The following is a 20,155-nucleotide window of genomic DNA, read 5'->3' on the forward strand; positions in this document are numbered from 1 at the left end:
GGTTCAATCCCTCAAGGATGCTTGGAATCGCTGTTTTAACGCCTCTACACATCTTGCGACGGTCGCGGCGATCTCCTCTTCTTCCAGTGTACGGGCGGTATCCTGCAACACCAGACTAATAGCCAGACTCTTATAACCTTCTGCTACGCCCTTGCCACGGTACACATCAAACAAGTTTACGCCAACTACCTGATTTGCGCCAACTTTCTTACACTCTGCCAAAATATCTTCTGCGGGGACGTTTTCAGCCACTACAACAGCGATATCACGACGGTTTGCAGGGAAGCGCGAAATCTCGCTGGCCTGAGGCACGGCGCGGTCTGCAAGCTTGTTCCACTGCACTTCAAACACCACGGTGCGGCCATTTAAGTCCAGCTTACGTTCCAGTTCTGGATGAACTACACCAATGAAACCAATGCGTTCACCTAATAAATAAATTGCAGCACTTTGGCCCGGATGCAATGCTGAATGCGATTCTGCACGGAATTGAACGTCGGATAACTTACCGGTAAGTTCCAGAATTGCTTCCAGATCGCCCTTCAAATCATAGAAGTCTACTGGCTGACGCGCCAGATCCCAATGTTCTTCAAAACAGTGTCCGGCAATGACACCCGCCAGCATTACGTCCTGCCTAACCCCAAGATCTGCTGTAGTATCAGGTACAAAGCGTAAACCACTCTCAAATAAACGTAAGCGAGATTGCTGACGATTTTGGTTATAAACCACCGCCGTTAACAGTCCAGTCAGTAAAGATAATCGCATAGCAGACATATCAATCGAGATCGGGCTTGGTAACACCAGCGGCTCCTGACCGGGGTGCAACAATGCTTGAATTTTAGGGTCAACAAAACTGTAAGTAATTGCTTCCTGGTAGCCGCGATCGACCAATAACGTTTTCACTCGTTTCAGTGACAGATCGGCTTCGCGATGTTTGGTCATCACCAAATCGGCTCTTACCGGCGCATCCGGGATATTGTTGTAGCCATAGATACGGGCAACTTCTTCCACCAGATCTTCTTCGATCTCCATATCAAAACGCCAACTTGGTGCAATAGCCTCCCAATTGTCGCCCTGCTCTGTCACCTGGCAACCCAGACGACGCAGAATATCGCTTACTTGCTTGCTGGATACCTGATGACCTATTAAACGATCCAGTTTTTCACGACGTAACCTAATGGTGGCACGCGTTGGCAAATGCTCCTCAGACGTAACATCAATGACCGGGCCTGCTTCACCACCGCAAATATCAAGCAGCAGCCGTGTTGCGCGCTCAATGGCTTTGTGCTGCAACGCCGGATCAACACCACGCTCATAGCGATGTGACGCATCGGTATGCAACCCCTGACGGCGGGCGCGGCCAGTTATAGACAGTGGGTTGAAGAAGGCGCACTCCAGCAATACATTCTGCGTTTCTTCATTGACGCCAGAATGTTCACCGCCAAAAATACCGGCCATTGCCAGTGCTCGCTGTTTGTCGGCAATCACCAGTGTATCGGCGCTCAATTTAGCGTTGGTGCCATCCAGCAGTGTCAGTTCTTCCGCTTCGGCTGCCATTCGCACAATGATTTCGCCATCGATGCGATCAAGATCAAACGCATGCATTGGTTGCCCCAACTCCAGCAGTACGAAGTTAGTCACGTCCACAACCGGATCAATCGAACGGATACCACAACGACGCAGTTTCTCACGCATCCACAGTGGCGTGGACGCCTTAATGTTAATGCCTTTGACAACCCGGCCCAAATAACGTGGGCAGGCCTGTGGGGCGTCAACGCGGATGGGGAAGGTGTCCTTGATTGTGGCTGCCACCGGGCTTATATCCGGTTCAGTCAGCACCAACTGGTTCACTACCGCCACATCGCGGGCCACACCGATAATCCCTAAACAATCGGCGCGATTTGGCGTCACACTGATTTCGATAGTTTTGTCGTCTAAATACAGATATTCACGTAAATCAGCGCCAATAGATGCATCCAACGGCAATTCGATAATGCCGTCATGATCGTCGGAAATACCCAGCTCGGAGAATGAGCACAACATCCCTTCCGATGGCTCACCGCGCAGCTTGGCGGCTTTAATTTTAAAGTCACCCGGTAACACCGCACCAACTGTCGCCACTGCAACCTTCAGCCCCAGCCGGCAGTTTGGCGCGCCACAGACGATATCTAACAGACGATCACCGCCAACGTTGACTTTTGTCACCCGTAACTTATCGGCATTAGGGTGTTGGGCGCACTCAACCACTTCACCGACAACGACGCCATTAAACTCACCGGCTACCGCATCTATACCATCAACTTCCAATCCTGCCATAGTAATTTGATGAGCTAATGCGTCACTACTAATGGCTGGGTTTACCCATTCACGTAACCAAAGTTCACTGAATTTCATGAGATATTCCCGCCTTACTTAAACTGTTTGAGGAAACGCAGATCGTTTTCGAAGAATGCACGCAAATCGGTGACACCGTAACGCAGCATCGTCAGACGCTCCATGCCCATACCGAAAGCAAAACCTGAGTAAATTTCAGGATCAATGCCAACATTACGCAATACATTCGGATGCACCATGCCGCAACCCAGCACTTCAAGCCACTTACCGTTTTTACCCATCACATCCACTTCAGCGGAGGGTTCGGTAAACGGGAAATACGAGGGACGAAAGCGGATCTGTAAGTCTTCTTCAAAGAAGTTACGCAGGAAATCGTGCAAGGTGCCTTTCAAATTGGCAAAGCTGATATCTTTGTCAACAATCAAGCCTTCCATTTGGTGGAACATCGGTGTGTGGGTTTGGTCGTAATCATTACGATAAACACGCCCTGGCACAATAATCCGAATGGGCGGTTGCTGTGCTTTCATGGTGCGAATCTGCACGCCAGAGGTCTGGGTACGCAGCAGCCGGGTCGCATCAAACCAGAAAGTATCATGGTCAGCACGCGCGGGGTGATGAGCCGGAATATTCAATGCATCAAAGTTATGATAGTCGTCTTCGATTTCTGGGCCAGATTCAACAGAAAAGCCCAATTCACCAAAGAAAGTCTCAATGCGGTCAATCGTACGCGTGACCGGATGTAACCCCCCATTCTCCATACGACGCCCGGGTAATGAGACATCAATAGTTTCAGCCGCTAATCGGGCATTCAAGACGGCGGATTCCAGCTTATCCTTACGAGCATTGAGTGCTTCTTGTACGTCTTGTTTGGCCTGATTAATAACGGCACCGGCTGCTGGACGCTCATCAGCTGGCAGCTCACGCAATGATGTCATCTGAAGGGTCAAATGGCCTTTTTTGCCCAGGTATTCGACGCGTACCAAATCCAACGCGGCGACATCTTGGGCATCTTCTATGGCTGCTTTAGCATTGGCAACCAGCTCTGCGAGATGTGGCATTGTTTTCTCTTCCTCTGGCCGTATGGCCCGCTTATAGTTATATCCTTTGTTCTTGAAGCTGCTGGGGTGTTAGCTACGCTCACTCACCCGAATCACTTACCTATGTAAGCTCATCGGGATTTACTCGCTTGCTGCCTACCAGCAACTCCAATAACTTTGGATATAGGTAATTAGTTAAAATGCGATAAATAAAATAAATTTTTCATACAAAATCAATAAGGTACCACATCCGCGATACCCTTACTCTCGTCATCATAAATGCTGTAGAGCAAAAACAAAAAAGCCTCCACAATGGGAGGCTTAGGCGTTATTTTTCGTTTCTATTCTTACGCTCAAGCCTCCTTAAATCAGGCGCTAAAGTAAAAAGAGAAGCGAAAAGTAACTGTATGTGTCATAACAAAGACCTTTAGACCAATAAGATAAAAATTAAAAGAGGGAGACAAGCTCCCTCTTCAATTCTGACTTACGCCAGAGCTGCTTTCGCTTTTTCGACCAGTGCAGAGAATGCCACTTTATCGAATACTGCGATATCAGCCAAGATCTTACGGTCAATTTCAATAGAAGCCTTTTTCAGGCCATTAATGAATTTGCTGTAAGACATGTCATTCTGACGAGCAGCTGCGTTGATACGTGCAATCCACAGTTGGCGGAATTGACGCTTCCGTTGACGGCGGTCACGGTAGGCGTATTGGCCTGCCTTGATCACTGCCTGGAAAGCAACACGATAAACGCGCGAACGGGCACCGTAGTAACCTTTCGCCTGCTTTAATATTTTTTTGTGACGTGCACGAGCTACCACACCACGTTTTACGCGAGCCATTTACTTCTCCTATCGCCTTAATTCAAACCAAAAGTTGCTTATGCGTACGGCAGACATGCTACGACCAAACCTAGATCGTTCTTAGATACCATGCCTTTTGGACGTAAATGACGTTTACGCTTAGTAGCTTTTTTGGTCAGAATATGACGCAGGTTAGCATGCTTACGCTTAAAACCACCGGAACCGGTCTTTTTGAAGCGTTTAGCGGCGCCGCGTACTGTCTTGATTTTTGGCATTGAATATATCCACTTCGCATTGTTAATTACAACGAGCTAGTTAGGCGAACAGACTCTAACTCTGCAAACAGAGAGGAGCCTGCTACTTGAGTGCCTTACTGTCTCTTCTTAGGTGCGAGCACCATGATCATCTGACGACCTTCGATACGAGTCGGGAAAGACTCCACGACGGCCAAATCAGAATCTTCAGTCAGATCTTTTTTGACACGGTTAAGGACTTCCATGCCGATCTGTTGGTGCGCCATTTCACGCCCACGGAATCGCAGGGTGATTTTGGCTTTATCGCCATCTTCCAGAAAGCGAATCAGGTTGCGTAGTTTGACCTGATAGTCGCCATCATCGGTACCAGGACGGAATTTAATTTCCTTGACCTGTATGACTTTTTGCTTCTTCTTCTGTTCTTTTGTCGACTTGCTCTTCTCATAGAGGAATTTGCCGTAATCCATAATACGGCAAACCGGCGGCTCGGCATTCGGACTGATTTCTACTAAATCAACACCAGCTTCCTCAGCTTTTTCAAGAGCTTCATTCAGATTGACAATACCAATCTGTTCACCATCGACGCCTGTTAAGCGAACTTCTGTGGCGCGAATCTCTTTGTTGATGCGATTAGGACGCGCCGGTTGAACTCGTTTTCCGCCTTTAATACTTTATTCCTCCAGTTGATGAAGACTACGGCTGCGAATTTCTGTTAGCAGCTTGTCTACGACCACGTTGACGTCCAGACTTCCCAAGTCTTTACCGCGGCGGGTACGAACGGCAATCTTGCCTGATTCGACCTCTTTATCGCCACAGACCAACATATAGGGAACTCGACGCAACGTATGTTCACGAATTTTAAAGCCAATCTTCTCATTTCTCAAGTCCGCTTTTGCCCTAATTCCTGCATCTTGCAGTTTTTTGGTCACTTGCTGGACATAATCAGACTGGCTATCGGTGATATTCATCACCACGACTTGTACCGGAGCTAACCATGTTGGGAAGAAGCCTGCATATTCTTCGGTTAAAATACCGATGAAGCGCTCCATTGAACCCAAAATAGCCCGGTGAATCATTACCGGCACCTGGCGATCGTTGTTTTCGCCGATGTAAGACGCACTTAAGCGGCCCGGTAATGAGAAATCGAGTTGTACGGTACCACACTGCCACGCACGATCCAAACAATCATGCAAGGTAAATTCAATTTTCGGGCCATAGAAAGCCCCTTCACCCGGCTGATAATCAAACGGAATACCATTTTCAGTCAACGCAGCCGCTAAATCATCTTCAGCGCGCGTCCACAAATCATCGCTACCAATGCGCTTTTCAGGGCGAGTGGATAGCTTGACCACAATCTTTTCGAAACCAAAGGTGCTGTACATGTCGTACACCATCTTAATACAGCTATTCACTTCATCGCGCACCTGCTCTTCAGTACAGAAGATGTGGGCGTCGTCCTGAGTAAAACCACGCACGCGCATCAGCCCGTGCAGCGCGCCTGATGGCTCATTACGATGGCAGCTACCAAACTCGGCCATGCGTAATGGCAAATCACGGTAAGACTTCAACCCTTGGTTGAAAATCTGTACATGCCCTGGGCAGTTCATTGGCTTGATGCAATACTCGCGGTTTTCCGACGACGTGGTGAACATATGCTCAGCATAGTTTTCCCAATGTCCGGTTTTTTCCCACAGTACGCGATCCATCATGAACGGCCCTTTCACTTCCTGATACTGGTACTCTTTGAGCTTCATGCGCACAAAAGTTTCCAGTTCACGGAAAATGGTCCAGCCGTCATTATGCCAGAACACCATACCCGGTGCTTCTTCCTGCATGTGATAAAGGTCTAGTTGCTTACCAATCTTACGATGGTCACGTTTGGCCGCTTCTTCCAGACGTTGCAAATAAGCATTCAGTTGCTTCTTATCACCCCACGCCGTGCCATAAATACGTTGCAGCATCTTATTTTTGCTGTCACCACGCCAGTAAGCACCAGAAGTTTTCTGCAATTTAAAGTGATGGCAGAAACGCATATTGGGCACATGTGGGCCACGACACATATCAACGTATTCTTCATGGTGATATAAACCTGGGCGATCATCATGGCTGATATTCTCATCGAGGATCGCCACTTTATAATCTTCACCACGAGCAGCAAAAACATCACGCGCTTCTTGCCAACTGACTTTCTTCTTGATGACATCGTAATCTTTATCGGCGAGTTCATGCATCCGCTGGTCCAGCAGATCCAAATCTTCCTGCGTCAAAGTACGGTCGATATCAACATCGTAATAGAAACCGTTGTCGATAACCGGGCCGATGGCCATTTTGGTATCAGGCCAAAGTTGCTTGATGGCATGTCCCAATAAATGCGCGCATGAATGGCGGAGAATCTCCAAACCTTCCGCATCTTTGGTGGTAATAATAGCCAGGTGGGCATCTGATTCAATCAGGTCACTGGCGTCCACCAGCTCACCATTGACGCGCCCGGCTATGCAGGCTTTTGCCAGACCAGGGCCGATATCCAGAGCCACATCAAGAGCAGAAACGGCGTGATCGTAATGACGTTGACTACCGTCAGGAAGGGTAATAACGGGCATTCTAATTCCTTATCTACAGTGGTGACCCACACGACAGATCACATGCAAGACGTAATTATTGTTTAATTTCAAAAAGTTGCATTATCAATTTAACCCACGTTTGTTATATTGGTACGCAACTGTGTACACAGTTTGCTTTGTAACGCAGTCAGTATCACAAAGTAAATTCATATTATCACTACTCAATATAATGACAAACACTATCGCCCACGACCTGAATGATGGTTTATCTATCCCCGGGCGTCAGTAAAGAATAAGATGCAATAAGTAATGAGAATGTGGCATGGGTGTGGGGGCTATACCCTAGAATTCGAGTTGCAGGAGGGCAGCAACCGAACGAGCAAAATAAATTAATATAAATCAATGCGTTGAATGGAATTTAGCAACCAATACACATGCAGTTTAAAGTATAACGGGTATAAACAGTGATAATGATCCCCGACAAAGTTATCATGCTAAATCTGCTCTACGATCACCCTAATACTCAACGCCGTCCAAATGAGGATCTGCTATTGCAGCGACAACCTGTTACATCCTCCAGAATTCTGTCGATTGGTTATGATCCTGAAAATCGTATGCTGGAGATACAATTTCGTGAACAAGGGACTTATCAGTACCTTGGCGTTCCTGAACGTATCCATCAAAATTTTATGTCTGCGGTTTCGAAAGGGCGCTTTTTTGATGGCGTCATAAAAGGTAAGTTCTTGTGCCGGAAAATTGGGTAATCCGCAAGAATAAATAATGCAGAACTGAAACGGTCGCTTCAATGATAAATTTATGCTGCGAAGCCTACCGTTTCAGAAACGCCCTTCCCTGAGATATCACGCCATAAAATAACGCCATAAATAGGAGATAGGGACAACAAACAATAAGGCGGGCAGAAAATTCACCACTGCAAATATTTTTATTTGTGCGATACGTAACCCTACCGCAATCATAATAATCCCACCACAGGCAGAAAAGTCGGCGAAAGCGATATCATCCATATAAGGCATGATGAGTGTTGCCAATAAAACCAACGTAATTTGGATCAGTAATTGCGGAATAGCAATCGCCACCAGCGCAATACCTAATGAAATTGAAAATATCAGTGCAGTGAAAAAATCCATTAATGCTTTGACAAACAATAGCTGAAAATCACCAGTCATCCCCTCGGTCAATGAACCAACAACACCTAATCCACTGGCACAGAACAACACAATCATGGCGGTAAAACTTTGCGCAAACTCTTGTGGTGGCAATGTACTTCGCGAGGGAATAACGCGCTCTAGTAATATGCGGGTTTTATTCGCACCCCACTTAACGCCTTGCTCTAGTGAGAGTAATTCACCCACTGCCGTACCGATAATCAACGCCAGTATAACAGCCGGCATAAAATGGACTTTTACTACCATGACAATACCAATGGAAATAGACGCTAAAGCAAAGGTCGCGGGTAACCCTTCTTGTAGGCGTTTAGGGACATGGCGGGCAAGTAATACTCCAGCGACGCCGCCAAGAATAATCCCTGCGCTATTAATAAACGGGCCAAGCATACCTCGCTCCTCATCGCTAAAACGCGATGTTCTGAATAAAATGTGTCTGTTTTAGAATTAGGCGGTTTCGATAATAACTAAAGACAAACAACTGAAAATGAGGATGACTCTTGCCGCCAAGATATCTTTATTATTTACCTTGAAAGGGTACTGCAAAGTCGCCATCGGTGTGAAGTATAAACCCAAAGTGCTAACTTATTCGGTTCCCCACGCGGCCCAAATAGACATCAGCGATAATTAGTCTTTACGCTGCAAGTTATTCGTGGTTGGGCACACTTCTTCGTGGTGAAAAGATGTTTTTTTAACCAACAATGATTTACATTATCACCTATTGCTTTTGAGTAGCACTGGGTGTATTGCTATTTCTGCAGGATGTGCCCATAATCACTTTCCGTTTCCGTGTAGCAATGGTTACTGGAACGCCGCCCCGATTGTTAACGCAATCGGGGCGTTTTATTTTCCCGCTATCCCACCTGATACCGCCCCCAACGCCTCTGGTCGCATCAAATCGTATTGATTCATAAATACTGAACTAAATAATCCATTACATCCGTTTTTCTTCCGTATTTAATTGCCTATGATTTGTTCACTGGTCATCGGAGGGAGCAATATGATGCAAAAGATTAAAGCAGATTTGTCAGTCCTCGAACTTTATTTTCGCCAAACACATCAGCAATGCACAGCCAACACGCCCTGGTTCAAGCGCTGGCTCTATATTTCGGTGGAAGAAAGGATGCAAATTCTGAATGATTTACTGACGCCGTATCAAACCAAGCCACCAGAGAAACCTTAGCTGTAGGTGATAACCACTAACAAGCAAGGCACCGGCCCTCGGGCGAGTAGTTGTATGGCAGATGTCACAATGGCATTCATTTAGATGAATACCTTTTAGCTAAGTCGATAGCAGCCTGAATTGCCGAACGAGCTTGAGGGCTGTTTTTCCAGCAACTTGCCCCCACCATCGCTGCGGCATTGCTCACAATCTCACTCATATCCGCCTGACTGAGTTGAGTCAGTGAGGTAAAGCCGAGCTGTTCCAGGCGGGCAATCACCGTCGGCCCGATACCTTTCACCGCCAGTAAAGCATTACGTTCATTATTATTAAATGCCATTTGAGCCTCGGATTACGATTGAATCAATACAACTAGCTGATGGTTATAAGCGCTTCCTGGCTGCATTTTCCGCACTGAAAAACCATAGCTCTGGCAAACGGTTAGGATAAAACCGGATCTCATAAGTATCTTTGAGGGGCGCTAAACGCCAACGCGGACGGGCTTCACGCTTGGGTTTTAAAAACCGTAAACGCCCACGAGTACGTGCTGCCTGTGTATCCAACACCCATGCTGCCGAGGTGGATAATGGCTGGCGAATATATTCATCTTCAACGCTGATATCACAAATACACAATGCCGTATTCCTTGCAAAAATTGATACTAACGTGATTATTCTGGATTTGAGCAATTGAACCAACTATCGTACGGCAAACATTTGATCTGTATCACATATGCCCGTTATCTTTAAGGCCACTACCGGCGGCAGCAATTCTGGCTCAGCCGAATCACAGATTCGGGCTAATTTTTGCGTTGAAATACCCTTAAATAAGGTAGCAATAGCCTTTTACCTGAGCTATCGCGTAGAGTGGCGGCTTAGTCATACTCTCTCTGCACTGTGGTGTTGGGTCAGTATACATATAATTACCTGATATGATTGATTTTATCGGGTGCAATTAGCACTATGTGGAGTTGTGTCGATGGAAAGTATTTTCGAATTGTTTCAAGCCATTGGTTTAGGCTTGGTGTTGCTATTGCCTCTGGCAAACCCCTTAACAACGGTGGCGCTCTTACTCGGGTTGTCCGGCAATATGACCAGCGAAGAGCGCAATCAGCAGTCGAAGATGGCATCAATATATGTCTTCTTTATTATGACGATTGCCTATTATGCTGGTCAGGTCGTGATGAATACCTTCGGTATATCAATTCCTGGTTTGCGAATTGCCGGTGGGCTGATTGTGGCATTTATTGGTTTTCGTATGCTTTTTCCACACCAATCGGCGGAAGATACACAATTAGAAGCCAAATCTCAGGATTTAAAGCAGCGTAAATCCATTAATATCGCCTTTGTTCCATTGGCAATGCCGAGCACCGCAGGGCCGGGTACCATCGCCATGATCATCAGCTCCGCCGCCTCAATGAAAGGCCATACCCTATTTAGCCCTTGGGTTGTCACCGTGGCGCCGGTACTGATTTTTCTTTCTGTCTCATTGATTTTATGGGGGTCGTTACTCAGCTCAGGTGCCATTATGCGTTGGGTGGGTAAAAGCGGAATTGAAGCGATTTCACGTCTGATGGGGTTCTTGCTGGTCTGTATGGGGGTACAATTCATTATTAATGGTGTGCTGGATATTATCGCAAACTACCCCACCACCCTCTCATAAAAACAACCAAAACGAAGGAGGGAAACGCTAGCCGATGTTTATAATGATACCTTGCTTATCATGATAAAAATTACAGCGCCCATAGGGCTACATCGGTTAGCGTTTTAATATTATTCTGACATCGCCCGGTAAGCAGTATCAACTTTCCACAAATAACGTGGGGCCTGCGCTGCCGGATGCTTCTTTTGTATATGCTGATAAAACTCGTTAGGACTAAGACTGTTAATCTTATTCACTGCCAACCGTTTATCTGATGAGAACGTTCGCAGCATCGCACCTGCGCCATTGGCATAAGAAACAATTGTGGCATAACGCAATGTTTGCGGATCATTTATCCCCGCTAACTGTTGGTTTTGCAAAATATTGAGATAGGCAGCACCGATATCAATATTCTTCACCGGATCTTTTAACTCACCAGAGCTAGGCTGACCATTGCGCCCTTTCATCCGATACGCATCACGCCCGGCGGTTGAGGCTTTAATTTGCATCAAACCGATAGCATTGGAGGTACTTACCACATCAGGATTGTAACCGGACTCCACCTGGATAATGGCTTTAATCAAGGTTTCATCAACACCATAATGGCTGGCGGCTTGTTTAATTACGTCGCTGTAGGCAACGGTACTTGAACCAGCGCTGCTTTTCGGTGCATTAATAAAACCACCCGGTGGCACTTTTTTGAGCCACCCATTGTTCGCTTGTGGTGGCGGTGTTTGTTTAGCACACCCCACCAGCAATAAAACTGCCATAAGGCAACCGACTTTTGGATTCACAGTATTCCCCGTGCTAATAAGCCGTTTTGTAGCATATACAAGTTGTCGCCCCGTCCAAATAGATTTTTTAGCCTGGTTTGACCATGAACAGTATAATGATCAGGCTATATTCGGTAACTCTCGGTAAATTTTAGTTTATTGTATGGCGAGGCTTGACTTCATCGCTAATGATATTGATAATCATTTTCATTTAAAGAAAGGGAACATCGCCATGTTTACTAAGCAAAAAATACCCTACCTGCACACTCTACAGTCTTTTACGTCATACTTTTCGCGGGTTATCGCCCTGTTTACACTTGTGGCGTTTTCCTCACTGATCAGCACCTCTGCACTGGCAGAAAGTAGCGACAAGGTGCTTGATAAAAAATTCAAAATTGTGACAACCTTCACAATTATTCAGGATATTGCACAAAATATCGCCGGTGATGCTGCTGTGGTGGAATCAATAACCAAGCCCGGCGCAGAAATTCACGACTATCAACCCACTCCACGGGATATCGTGAAGGCACAATCCGCCGACCTGATATTATGGAATGGTATGAATTTAGAGCGCTGGTTCGAGCGTTTCTTTGAAAATATTAAAGATGTACCTTCCGCAGTAGTAACAGACGGCATAACACCACTGCCTATTCGTGAGGGGCCTTATAAAGGTATCCCTAATCCACACGCGTGGATGTCTCCGTCAAATGCCCTGATTTATATTGAAAATATCCGTAAAGCATTGGTAGAACACGATCCGGCCCATGCTGAAACCTATAATCGCAACGCCAAAGCCTATGCTGCAAAAATTGCTGCGCTGGATGCCCCACTGCGTGAGCGGTTATCCCGTATCCCTGCACAACAGCGCTGGTTGGTAACCAGTGAAGGCGCATTCAGCTATCTGGCGAAAGATTATGGTTTTAAAGAGGTCTATTTATGGCCAATAAATGCGGAAGAGCAAGGTTCACCGCAGCAGGTTCGTCGTGTAATCGATACGATGCGTGCCAATAAAATCCCGGTAATATTCAGCGAAAGTACCATTTCAGATAAACCCGCTAAACAAGTGAGTAAAGAAACCGGCGCACAATACGGTGGCGTGCTATATGTTGATTCTCTGTCGAATGAAAAGGGGCCAGTCCCCACGTATATCGACCTGATAAATATGACGGTACAAACTATCGCGAAAGGATTTGGTCAATGAGTCAAACTGCTTTTATTCGCCCGGAACTGATAGTGGATAACGTCACTGTCACCTATAACAATGGGCATACCGCTATTCATGATGCCAGTTTTTCGCTAACCGGAGGCACCATCTGCGCTTTGGTTGGCGTTAATGGCAGTGGCAAATCAACCCTGTTTAAAAGCATCATGGGCCAGGTAAAACCCAGCGTAGGGAAAGTCGAACTGAGCAATAAGTCAGTCAGCCACGCGTTGAAACAAAATACCATCGCTTATGTCCCGCAGACCGAAGATGTGGACTGGAACTTCCCGGTGTTAGTCGAAGATGTGGTGATGATGGGCCGCTACGGGAAGATGAATTTTCTGCGTATACCCAGCCGTGACGACAAGGCGATTGTCGATAAAGCGATTGAAAGAGTGGGTTTAAGTGCATTGCGCGCTCGCCAAATTGGGGAGCTTTCCGGTGGGCAGAAAAAACGGGTGTTTCTGGCCCGTGCACTGGCGCAACAAGGCACGGTGCTGCTGCTGGACGAGCCATTCACCGGCGTTGATGTCAAAACGGAAAATGCCATTATTGACCTGCTCCGTGCGCTGCGCGACGAAGGTCACTTGATTCTGGTTTCAACGCATAACCTGGGCAGTGTGCCAGAGTTTTGCGATCACGTTATCCTGATTAATCAGACCGTACTGGCGGCTGGCCCGACCGAAACTACCTTTACACAAAAGAATCTGGAAATGACCTTTGGCGGTGTATTGCGTCATATCAATCTGTCGGGCAACACACTGCATGACGATAATGACCCACGCACAGTAACGGTTATCACTGATGATGAACGCCCTGCCGTCTTCTATGGCCACACCAAGAATGATCCGCCAGCGCAAAGCCAGTCAAAGGAGAACAATCCCTAATGCTGGAACTTTTATTGCAGCCATTTAATTACAATTACATGGTCAAGGCGATTTGGGTCAGTGCCATCGTCGGTGCCGTGTGCGCATTTTTATCCGCCTATCTGATGCTAAAAGGCTGGTCACTGATGGGGGATGCGTTATCGCATTCAGTCGTGCCTGGAGTGGCCGGGGCTTATGCTCTTGGCTTGCCCTATGCGGCCGGAGCATTCTTCACCGGGATGCTTGCCGCACTGGCAATGACATTAGTGCGTCATGTGACACGCCTGCGTGAAGATGCCATCATCGGTTTTATCTTCTCTACCTTCTTTGCCGTAGGGCTATTAATCGTTTCGCTTAATCCGACATCGGTAAATGTGCAGTCGATTATTTTCGGTAATATTCTGGGCATCGCCGATGAAGATGTGTTGCAAGTAGAAATTATTATTCTGGTTTCTTTCGTGATCCTTTGTCTTATTTGGAAAGACCTGCTGGCGGTGTTTTTTGATGAAAGTCACGCCATGTCAATTGGCTTATCACCACTACGCCTCAAAATTTTGTTCTTTACCCTACTCAGCGCCTGTACCGTGGCGGCATTGCAAACCGTCGGCGCGATTCTGGTGATTGCGATGGTGGTGACGCCGGGGGCAACGGCCTATCTGCTCACCGACCGTTTCAGCCGCTTGCTAGTTATTGCTATCGCAATCGGCGCGTTTACCAGCGCCTTTGGCGCTTACCTCAGCTTCTATCTGGATGGGGCAACCGGGGGTGTGATTGTGACCTTGCAGACCGTGGTGTTCCTGTTAGCCTTTGTTTTCGCACCAAAACATGGGCTGCTGGCAAACCGTTATCGCAGCCGCCAGAAGCGCCGTCATCCACCGGTTCCCGTTCCGGAGGATAGCCTATGAATACCTTATTGAGTCTGGTGAGTGAACCTTTTGCCTATCCTTTTATGCAACGGGCGATTGTTGCGGCGATCATTACCGGTGTGGTGTGTGCCGTTTTGTCCTGCTACCTGGTATTGAAAGGCTGGTCACTGATGGGGGATGCTATCTCTCACGCCGTACTGCCCGGCATCGTTTTGGCCTTCTGGCTCGGCATTCCTTTGGCTATTGGTGCCTTTGTCTCGGGGATATTCTGCGCCGTCGCTACCGGTTATTTAAAAGAAAACAGCCGGGTCAAAGAAGATACGGTGATGGGGATCGTGTTCTCCGGCATGTTTGCTTTTGGCCTGGTGCTGTTTTCTCGCATGGATACCGACCAACATCTCAGCCACATTTTATTCGGTAATATGCTGGGTATCTCGCTGGCAGAACTGAAACAAACATTATGGATTGCCGGATTTACCCTGCTGGTCGTACTGCTAAAACGTAAGGATTTCATGCTCTATTGTTTTGATCCGAACCATGCGCGCGTTATCGGATTGCCGGTCAAACTCTTGCATTATGGCCTACTCTGCCTGTTAGCCTTAACAATTGTGGCCTCATTACAGGCCGTCGGGGTAATTTTGGTCATCGCGATGCTAATAGCACCCGGTATCATCGCCTTTATGCTCTGCCGCAGTTTTGACCAAATGTTAGTGGTTGCCACACTGGTTTCCGTCGTCGCCTGTGTCTTGGGTACTTTGATAAGCTTCCATATCGATGGTGCTACCGGTCCCTGTATTGTGATTATTCAGGCTTTGTTCTTTGTAGTCGCACTCATTTACAGCCACTTTAAACCGGTAAAAGGCAGCCTAATTTCGGCACCGGCTCATGCCGATGACAGCAAAAACGCGGCTAAAGGTAACCTGCTATAATTAATTAAGCCTCAATAAATATGCCGGAAGATAATAACCGCTCACGGCATATTTATTACGGACCTTGTGCTTCAGCTCCTATTTTTTGCACAATAAAGACGCTAACCTAATGATCTGTACCCGAAGTAATTGAAGTTACAACCAGGCAGCAAGCGAACATAGCTAACAATCCTGTAATTTTAATGACAAAGGGTATGACTGGCAGCTGATAGGGGGTGAATCATGTGGCAAGCAGTGAATCGTCTGTTAGGTGAATACCTCGGCCCCGCCGAGATACGCGAAAGAACCGAACTACCAGGTGGCGATATTCATGAAGCCTGGCGTCTTAGCTACGGCGAAACCGAGGTCTTCGTGAAATGCGATGCCCGTGAGATGCTCCCCATATTTACCGCTGAAGCGGATCAACTCGCCTTATTAGCGCGCAGCAAAACAGTGCACGTTCCACAAGTCTACGGTGTCGGCAGCGATCGTGATTATAGCTTTCTGCTGCTGGAATATATCCCACTAAAACCGCTGGATGCCCATAACGCCTACTGTCTTGGCCAACAATTAGCCCATTTGCACCAGTGGAGCGAACAGCTTCAGTTTGGGCTGGATTTTGATAATGATCTGGCAACCACTCCCCAACCCAACAGTTGGCAACGGCGCTGGGGGCAGTTTTTTGCGCAGCAGCGCATCGGATGGCAATTGCAGCTCGCCGCAGAAAAAGGCATGTCATTCGGTGATATCGAACAGATAACGGCCCTGGTTCAGGAACGGTTACAGCATCATCAACCACAGCCCTCCTTGCTGCATGGCGATTTATGGCCCGCTAACTGCGCCACCTGCGCCGAAGGGCCGGTTATCTTCGATCCCGCCTGCTATTGGGGAGACCGTGAATGTGACCTTGCGATGTTACCCCTCTACCCTGCCTTGCCAGCACAGATTTATGATGGTTATCAAAGCGTTTGGCCATTGCCTGCCAGTTTTATCGAGCGTCAACCTGTCTATCAGCTCTATTACTTATTAAACCGCAGTAACTTGTTCGGTGGTCAACATTGGATTAACGCACTGAAAGCGGTCGATCAGTTGCTACATCCCGAACGGTTTTAGTTACTGAATACACCGTCTCTGCGCGAAAAAAAACCTGAACAGCAGCACCCTAAAGGCGGTATCCACCCCGTCAGGGTGCTTTTTTATTATTATCGCCAACGCCTAAAGCCCCCTCGCCAAACTATTCGCTCTTTTCTAAAAAAACATGAAACAGAGCACACTTTTGAAACGTTTCAGCCAACTAATAATGACACGATACCCTGTTGTTTTTTGCAGGCGACAACCGCAGCCCAAAAGCGCTTACTTAACTGAAATAAAAGCCTTAATTGAGGAACAGTTCACTCTCCTCAATGGGATTCTGTTGTCAGTTATTGGGAGTAAGACAAATGGTGGATATTTGTGAGTGGGAAAAACTCGCTAATAAAGAACTTAGCCGGCAAGGTAAAACCGTAGACGACATCGTCAGCAAAACACCTGAAGGTATTGCGATAAAACCGCTTTATACCGCGCGCGATCTTGATGGGCTAGAAGTGACGGGGTCACTTCCAGGTATCGCACCCTATGTCAGAGGGCCACGCGCCACCATGTATGCCGCGCAACCCTGGACGGTGCGCCAATATGCCGGATTCTCAACCGCCAAGGAATCAAATGCCTTTTATCGCAGGAACTTAGCTGCCGGGCAAAAAGGTCTTTCTGTCGCATTTGATCTCGCCACCCATCGCGGTTATGACTCAGATAATCCCCGCGTATCGGGTGACGTGGGTAAAGCTGGCGTCGCCATTGATAGCGTCGAGGATATGAAAGTCCTGTTCGATCAAATCCCGCTGGATAAAATGTCAGTGTCGATGACCATGAACGGTGCCGTACTCCCCATCATGGCGTTCTACGTTGTGGCCGCAGAAGAGCAAGGTGTTGCTCCAGCGTTACTGACGGGCACCATTCAGAACGACATTCTGAAAGAGTATCTGTGCCGCAACACCTATATTTATCCGCCTAAACCCTCTATGCGCATCATTGCAGACATCATCGCATGGAGTTCTCAGAATATGCCGCGCTTTAATACCATCAGCATAAGCGGTTACCACATGGGTGAAGCGGGTGCCAACTGCGTGCAGCAAGTGGCCTTTACTATCGCCGATGGTATTGAGTACATCAAAGCGGCACTGAGCGCCGGTTTAAATATTGATGACTTCGCCCCTCGCCTCTCATTCTTCTTTGGTATTGGCATGGACTTGTTTATGAATATCGCCATGCTGCGCGCTGCGCGCTACCTGTGGAGTGAGGCTGTAAGTCAGTTTGGTGCCACGAATCCCAAGTCACTGGCACTGCGTACCCATTGTCAAACCTCGGGCTGGAGCCTGACGGAGCAAGACCCCTACAACAATGTTATTCGCACCACCATCGAGGCTCTGGGCGCAACGCTCGGCGGCACTCAGTCGCTGCATACTAATGCCTTTGATGAAGCTCTCGGTTTACCCACCGAGTTCTCGGCCCGCATTGCGCGTAACACCCAGATAATCATTCAGGAAGAGTCGGCCATTTGTCGCACCGTTGATCCTCTGGCGGGTTCCTATTTTGTTGAGTCGTTAACCGATCAGGTGGTCAAACAAGCCAGAGCGATTATCAAACAAATTGATGACGTGGGCGGCATGGCAAAAGCCATTGAGGTCGGGCTGCCTAAACGCATGATTGAAGAAGCATCAGCCGGTGAGCAATCCCTTATCGATCAGGGGAAACGCGTTATTGTTGGTGTGAATAAATATAAGTTAGCGCAAGAAGCGGAAACTCAGGTACTCGAAATTGACAACGTTAAAGTGCGCAATGAGCAAATCGCCCAATTAAAAAGCATTCGAGCCAAAAGAGATAACGAGGCCGTGCAATGCGCGTTGGCAAACCTGCGCCATGCCGCAGAGCACCACGGTAACCTACTGGAAGCGGCTATCACAGCGGCTCGATTACGGGCAACGCTCGGGGAGATTTCAGACGCGATGGAAGCGGTATTTGACCGCTATTTAGTTCCAAGCGAATGTGTCACCGGCGTGATAGCCCGTAGCTACCACCAGACGCAAGAGAACGCACAAGAGTTTGATCAAATTCTGGCCCAAACCCACAATTTCCTTGAAGAAAACGGGCGCAGGCCAAGGATTCTGATCGCTAAAATGGGTCAGGATGGCCACGACCGTGGCGCGAAAGTGATTGCCAGTGCCTACTCCGACCTTGGGTTCGACGTAGACCTCAGCCCGATGTTTTCAACACCGGAAGAAATCGCTCGTCTGGCGGTGGAGAACGATGTTCATGTAATAGGCGCGTCCTCATTGGCGGCAGGCCACAAAACATTAATTCCTGAATTGGTTGAGGCCCTGCGCCAATACGGGCGGCAGGATATCTGCGTGGTGGCCGGTGGCGTTATTCCACCGCAGGATTATGCCTTTTTACGCCAACGCGGTGTGGCCGCCATTTATGGCCCCGGAACCCCGATGTTAGTCAGTGTGCGTGATGTGCTGCAACTGATCAGTCGCCATGATTAATGCCCGCAATTTGAATGATTACATTCAGCGTCTGCGTCAGGGAGAACGCTCGGCATTAGCGCAAGCCATGACACTGGCGGAAAGCACACTGCCTCAGCATCAAGTGCTAACTGCCCAGCTACTCGACAGCATCTTGCCCTACACCGGGCAAGCCAGGCGACTCGGGATAACTGGCACGCCGGGGGCGGGGAAAAGTACCTTTCTGGAGGTGTTCGGCACACAACTGCTGTCGCAGGGGCATAAGGTGGCGGTCATCGCCGTCGATCCTAGCAGCCCGATCAATGGCGGCAGTATCTTGGGCGACAAAACTCGCATGTTGAATTTGTCTCGTGCCGAACACGCCTTTGTTCGCCCAGTCCCTTCCGGCTGCCACCTTGGTGGCATAAGCGCCAGCACGCGCGAACTGATTTTACTGTGTGAAGCGGCGGGTTACGACATTGTTATCGTTGAAACCGTCGGTGTCGGGCAATCGGAGACGGAAGTCGCCGACATGGTGGATTGCTTTATCTCATTGCAAATCGCCGGTGCGGGCGATGACTTGCAAGGTATTAAGAAAGGCATTATGGAAATGGCGGATCTTATCGTTATTAATAAAGACGATGGCGAGAATCATCCCCACGTCGAAATTGCCCGCCATATGTACCACAGCGCCCTGCACATCATGCGCCGCAAGTATCCGGCCTGGCAACCTTGTGTTCTCAGTTGTAGCGCCCTTGAAAAACGTGGCATTAGTGACATCTGGCAAGCCGTGCAACGCTTTTACTCCGTGATGAACCAACACGGGCAACTGACCACCTTACGCCAGCAGCAATCTCTGAGCTGGGTGCGCCAACAGATTGAGAAGAATGCACTGACACTACTGTTCTCCCGCCCTGACCTGCGCCAGCACATGCAGCAAATCGAACAACAGCTCCGCCAAAACCACATCTCGCCACGCGCTGGCGTGAATTGTGTCACCGATTTTATTTCGCACGAAATTATCCAGTAA

The 20,155-nt window shown here is 48.1% G+C and carries 20 protein-coding genes and 1 other annotated feature; of the genes, 10 read left to right on the forward strand and 10 right to left on the reverse strand.

The features are described 5' to 3' along the window. Window positions 1–3: 3 nt before the first annotated feature. From pheT to thrS, 6 genes are all read right to left on the reverse strand, one after another. A complete protein-coding gene (pheT, locus tag YALDO0001_RS04480) occupies window positions 4–2,391 on the reverse strand; it encodes a phenylalanine--tRNA ligase subunit beta (protein ID WP_004700316.1) in 2,388 nt (795 codons plus the stop codon). Between the two features lie 14 nt (window positions 2,392–2,405). Then, window positions 2,406–3,389: a phenylalanine--tRNA ligase subunit alpha gene (gene pheS / locus YALDO0001_RS04485; RefSeq protein ID WP_004700317.1), complete on the reverse strand. Its 984-nt coding sequence runs from the start codon at window positions 3,387–3,389 to the stop codon at window positions 2,406–2,408. 273 nt (window positions 3,390–3,662) lie between these two features. Next, window positions 3,663–3,785 (reverse strand) — a sequence feature (Phe leader region). 67 nt (window positions 3,786–3,852) lie between these two features. Then, the gene (gene rplT / locus YALDO0001_RS04490) at window positions 3,853–4,209 is read right to left on the reverse strand and encodes a 50S ribosomal protein L20 (protein WP_004393357.1); all 357 of its coding nucleotides are present in this window, start codon (window positions 4,207–4,209) and stop codon (window positions 3,853–3,855) included. A 38-nt stretch (window positions 4,210–4,247) separates the two neighbouring features. After that, window positions 4,248–4,445 carry a 50S ribosomal protein L35 gene (gene rpmI / locus YALDO0001_RS04495; RefSeq protein WP_042545753.1) on the reverse strand — a complete coding sequence of 66 codons (198 nt, stop codon included), beginning with the start codon at window positions 4,443–4,445 and terminating at the stop codon, window positions 4,248–4,250. A gap of 95 nt (window positions 4,446–4,540) precedes the next feature. Continuing rightward, a complete protein-coding gene (infC, locus tag YALDO0001_RS19980; RefSeq protein ID WP_071986377.1) occupies window positions 4,541–5,092 on the reverse strand; it encodes a translation initiation factor IF-3 in 552 nt (183 codons plus the stop codon). A gap of 3 nt (window positions 5,093–5,095) precedes the next feature. Next, window positions 5,096–7,024 (reverse strand): threonine--tRNA ligase, encoded by a 1,929-nt coding sequence (gene thrS / locus YALDO0001_RS04505; RefSeq protein WP_004700319.1) that lies wholly within the window; start codon window positions 7,022–7,024, stop codon window positions 5,096–5,098. A gap of 512 nt (window positions 7,025–7,536) precedes the next feature. Between thrS and YALDO0001_RS04510 the strand changes: the two genes are divergently transcribed. Next, window positions 7,537–7,749: a KTSC domain-containing protein gene (locus tag YALDO0001_RS04510; RefSeq protein WP_042548444.1), complete on the forward strand. Its 213-nt coding sequence runs from the start codon at window positions 7,537–7,539 to the stop codon at window positions 7,747–7,749. Window positions 7,750–7,845: 96 nt separating this feature from the next. Here the strand turns inward: YALDO0001_RS04510 and YALDO0001_RS04515 are convergent, their stop codons facing one another. Next, window positions 7,846–8,559, reverse strand: a complete 714-nt coding sequence (locus tag YALDO0001_RS04515; protein ID WP_004700323.1) for a DUF554 domain-containing protein — start codon at window positions 8,557–8,559, stop codon at window positions 7,846–7,848. Between the two features lie 610 nt (window positions 8,560–9,169). On the opposite strand from YALDO0001_RS04515, the gene YALDO0001_RS04520 reads away from it, so the two are divergent. After that, window positions 9,170–9,352 carry a hypothetical protein gene (locus YALDO0001_RS04520; protein WP_004700327.1) on the forward strand — a complete coding sequence of 61 codons (183 nt, stop codon included), beginning with the start codon at window positions 9,170–9,172 and terminating at the stop codon, window positions 9,350–9,352. A gap of 76 nt (window positions 9,353–9,428) precedes the next feature. Here YALDO0001_RS04520 and YALDO0001_RS04525 read toward each other — a convergent pair whose 3' ends face one another. Both YALDO0001_RS04525 and YALDO0001_RS04530 read right to left on the reverse strand, forming a co-directional pair. Continuing rightward, entirely contained in the window at window positions 9,429–9,671 is a 243-nt protein-coding gene (locus YALDO0001_RS04525; RefSeq protein ID WP_004700329.1) for a hypothetical protein, read from the reverse strand. A gap of 43 nt (window positions 9,672–9,714) precedes the next feature. Next, window positions 9,715–9,966: a hypothetical protein gene (locus tag YALDO0001_RS04530; protein WP_004700331.1), complete on the reverse strand. Its 252-nt coding sequence runs from the start codon at window positions 9,964–9,966 to the stop codon at window positions 9,715–9,717. Window positions 9,967–10,309: 343 nt separating this feature from the next. Here YALDO0001_RS04530 and YALDO0001_RS04535 point away from each other — a divergent pair, with 343 nt between their 5' ends. Further along, window positions 10,310–10,993, forward strand: coding sequence for a MarC family NAAT transporter (locus YALDO0001_RS04535; protein WP_004700333.1), 684 nt, complete (start codon window positions 10,310–10,312; stop codon window positions 10,991–10,993). A 110-nt stretch (window positions 10,994–11,103) separates the two neighbouring features. Here the strand turns inward: YALDO0001_RS04535 and YALDO0001_RS04540 are convergent, their stop codons facing one another. Continuing rightward, complete coding sequence (locus tag YALDO0001_RS04540) at window positions 11,104–11,766, reverse strand: transglycosylase SLT domain-containing protein (RefSeq protein ID WP_004700335.1); 663 nt, start codon at window positions 11,764–11,766, stop codon at window positions 11,104–11,106. A gap of 211 nt (window positions 11,767–11,977) precedes the next feature. On the opposite strand from YALDO0001_RS04540, the gene yfeA reads away from it, so the two are divergent. From yfeA to meaB, 7 genes are all read left to right on the forward strand, one after another. Further along, window positions 11,978–12,946 (forward strand): iron/manganese ABC transporter substrate-binding protein YfeA, encoded by a 969-nt coding sequence (gene yfeA, locus YALDO0001_RS04545; protein WP_042839408.1) that lies wholly within the window; start codon window positions 11,978–11,980, stop codon window positions 12,944–12,946. Further along, entirely contained in the window at window positions 12,943–13,833 is an 891-nt protein-coding gene (gene yfeB / locus YALDO0001_RS04550) for an iron/manganese ABC transporter ATP-binding protein YfeB (protein WP_042545748.1), read from the forward strand. Before yfeA ends, yfeB begins: the two co-directional genes overlap by 4 nt. Further along, window positions 13,833–14,717: an iron/manganese ABC transporter permease subunit YfeC gene (gene yfeC / locus YALDO0001_RS04555; protein ID WP_004700338.1), complete on the forward strand. Its 885-nt coding sequence runs from the start codon at window positions 13,833–13,835 to the stop codon at window positions 14,715–14,717. Before yfeB ends, yfeC begins: the two co-directional genes overlap by 1 nt. Further along, on the forward strand, window positions 14,714–15,607 hold the full coding sequence (gene yfeD, locus YALDO0001_RS04560) for an iron/manganese ABC transporter permease subunit YfeD (RefSeq protein WP_042839409.1): 894 nt from the start codon (window positions 14,714–14,716) through the stop codon (window positions 15,605–15,607). The genes yfeC and yfeD overlap by 4 nt, the downstream gene beginning before the upstream one ends. A gap of 222 nt (window positions 15,608–15,829) precedes the next feature. Beyond that, a complete protein-coding gene (locus tag YALDO0001_RS04565) occupies window positions 15,830–16,699 on the forward strand; it encodes a fructosamine kinase family protein (protein ID WP_004700341.1) in 870 nt (289 codons plus the stop codon). Between the two features lie 326 nt (window positions 16,700–17,025). After that, window positions 17,026–19,167, forward strand: coding sequence for a methylmalonyl-CoA mutase (scpA, locus tag YALDO0001_RS04570; protein WP_004700343.1), 2,142 nt, complete (start codon window positions 17,026–17,028; stop codon window positions 19,165–19,167). Further along, window positions 19,160–20,155 (forward strand): methylmalonyl Co-A mutase-associated GTPase MeaB, encoded by a 996-nt coding sequence (gene meaB / locus YALDO0001_RS04575; protein ID WP_042545745.1) that lies wholly within the window; start codon window positions 19,160–19,162, stop codon window positions 20,153–20,155. The genes scpA and meaB overlap by 8 nt, the downstream gene beginning before the upstream one ends.

It is taken from the genome of Yersinia aldovae ATCC 35236 (genome assembly GCF_000173735.1).
In the GTDB taxonomy this organism is placed as follows: Bacteria; Pseudomonadota; Gammaproteobacteria; order Enterobacterales; family Enterobacteriaceae; genus Yersinia; species Yersinia aldovae.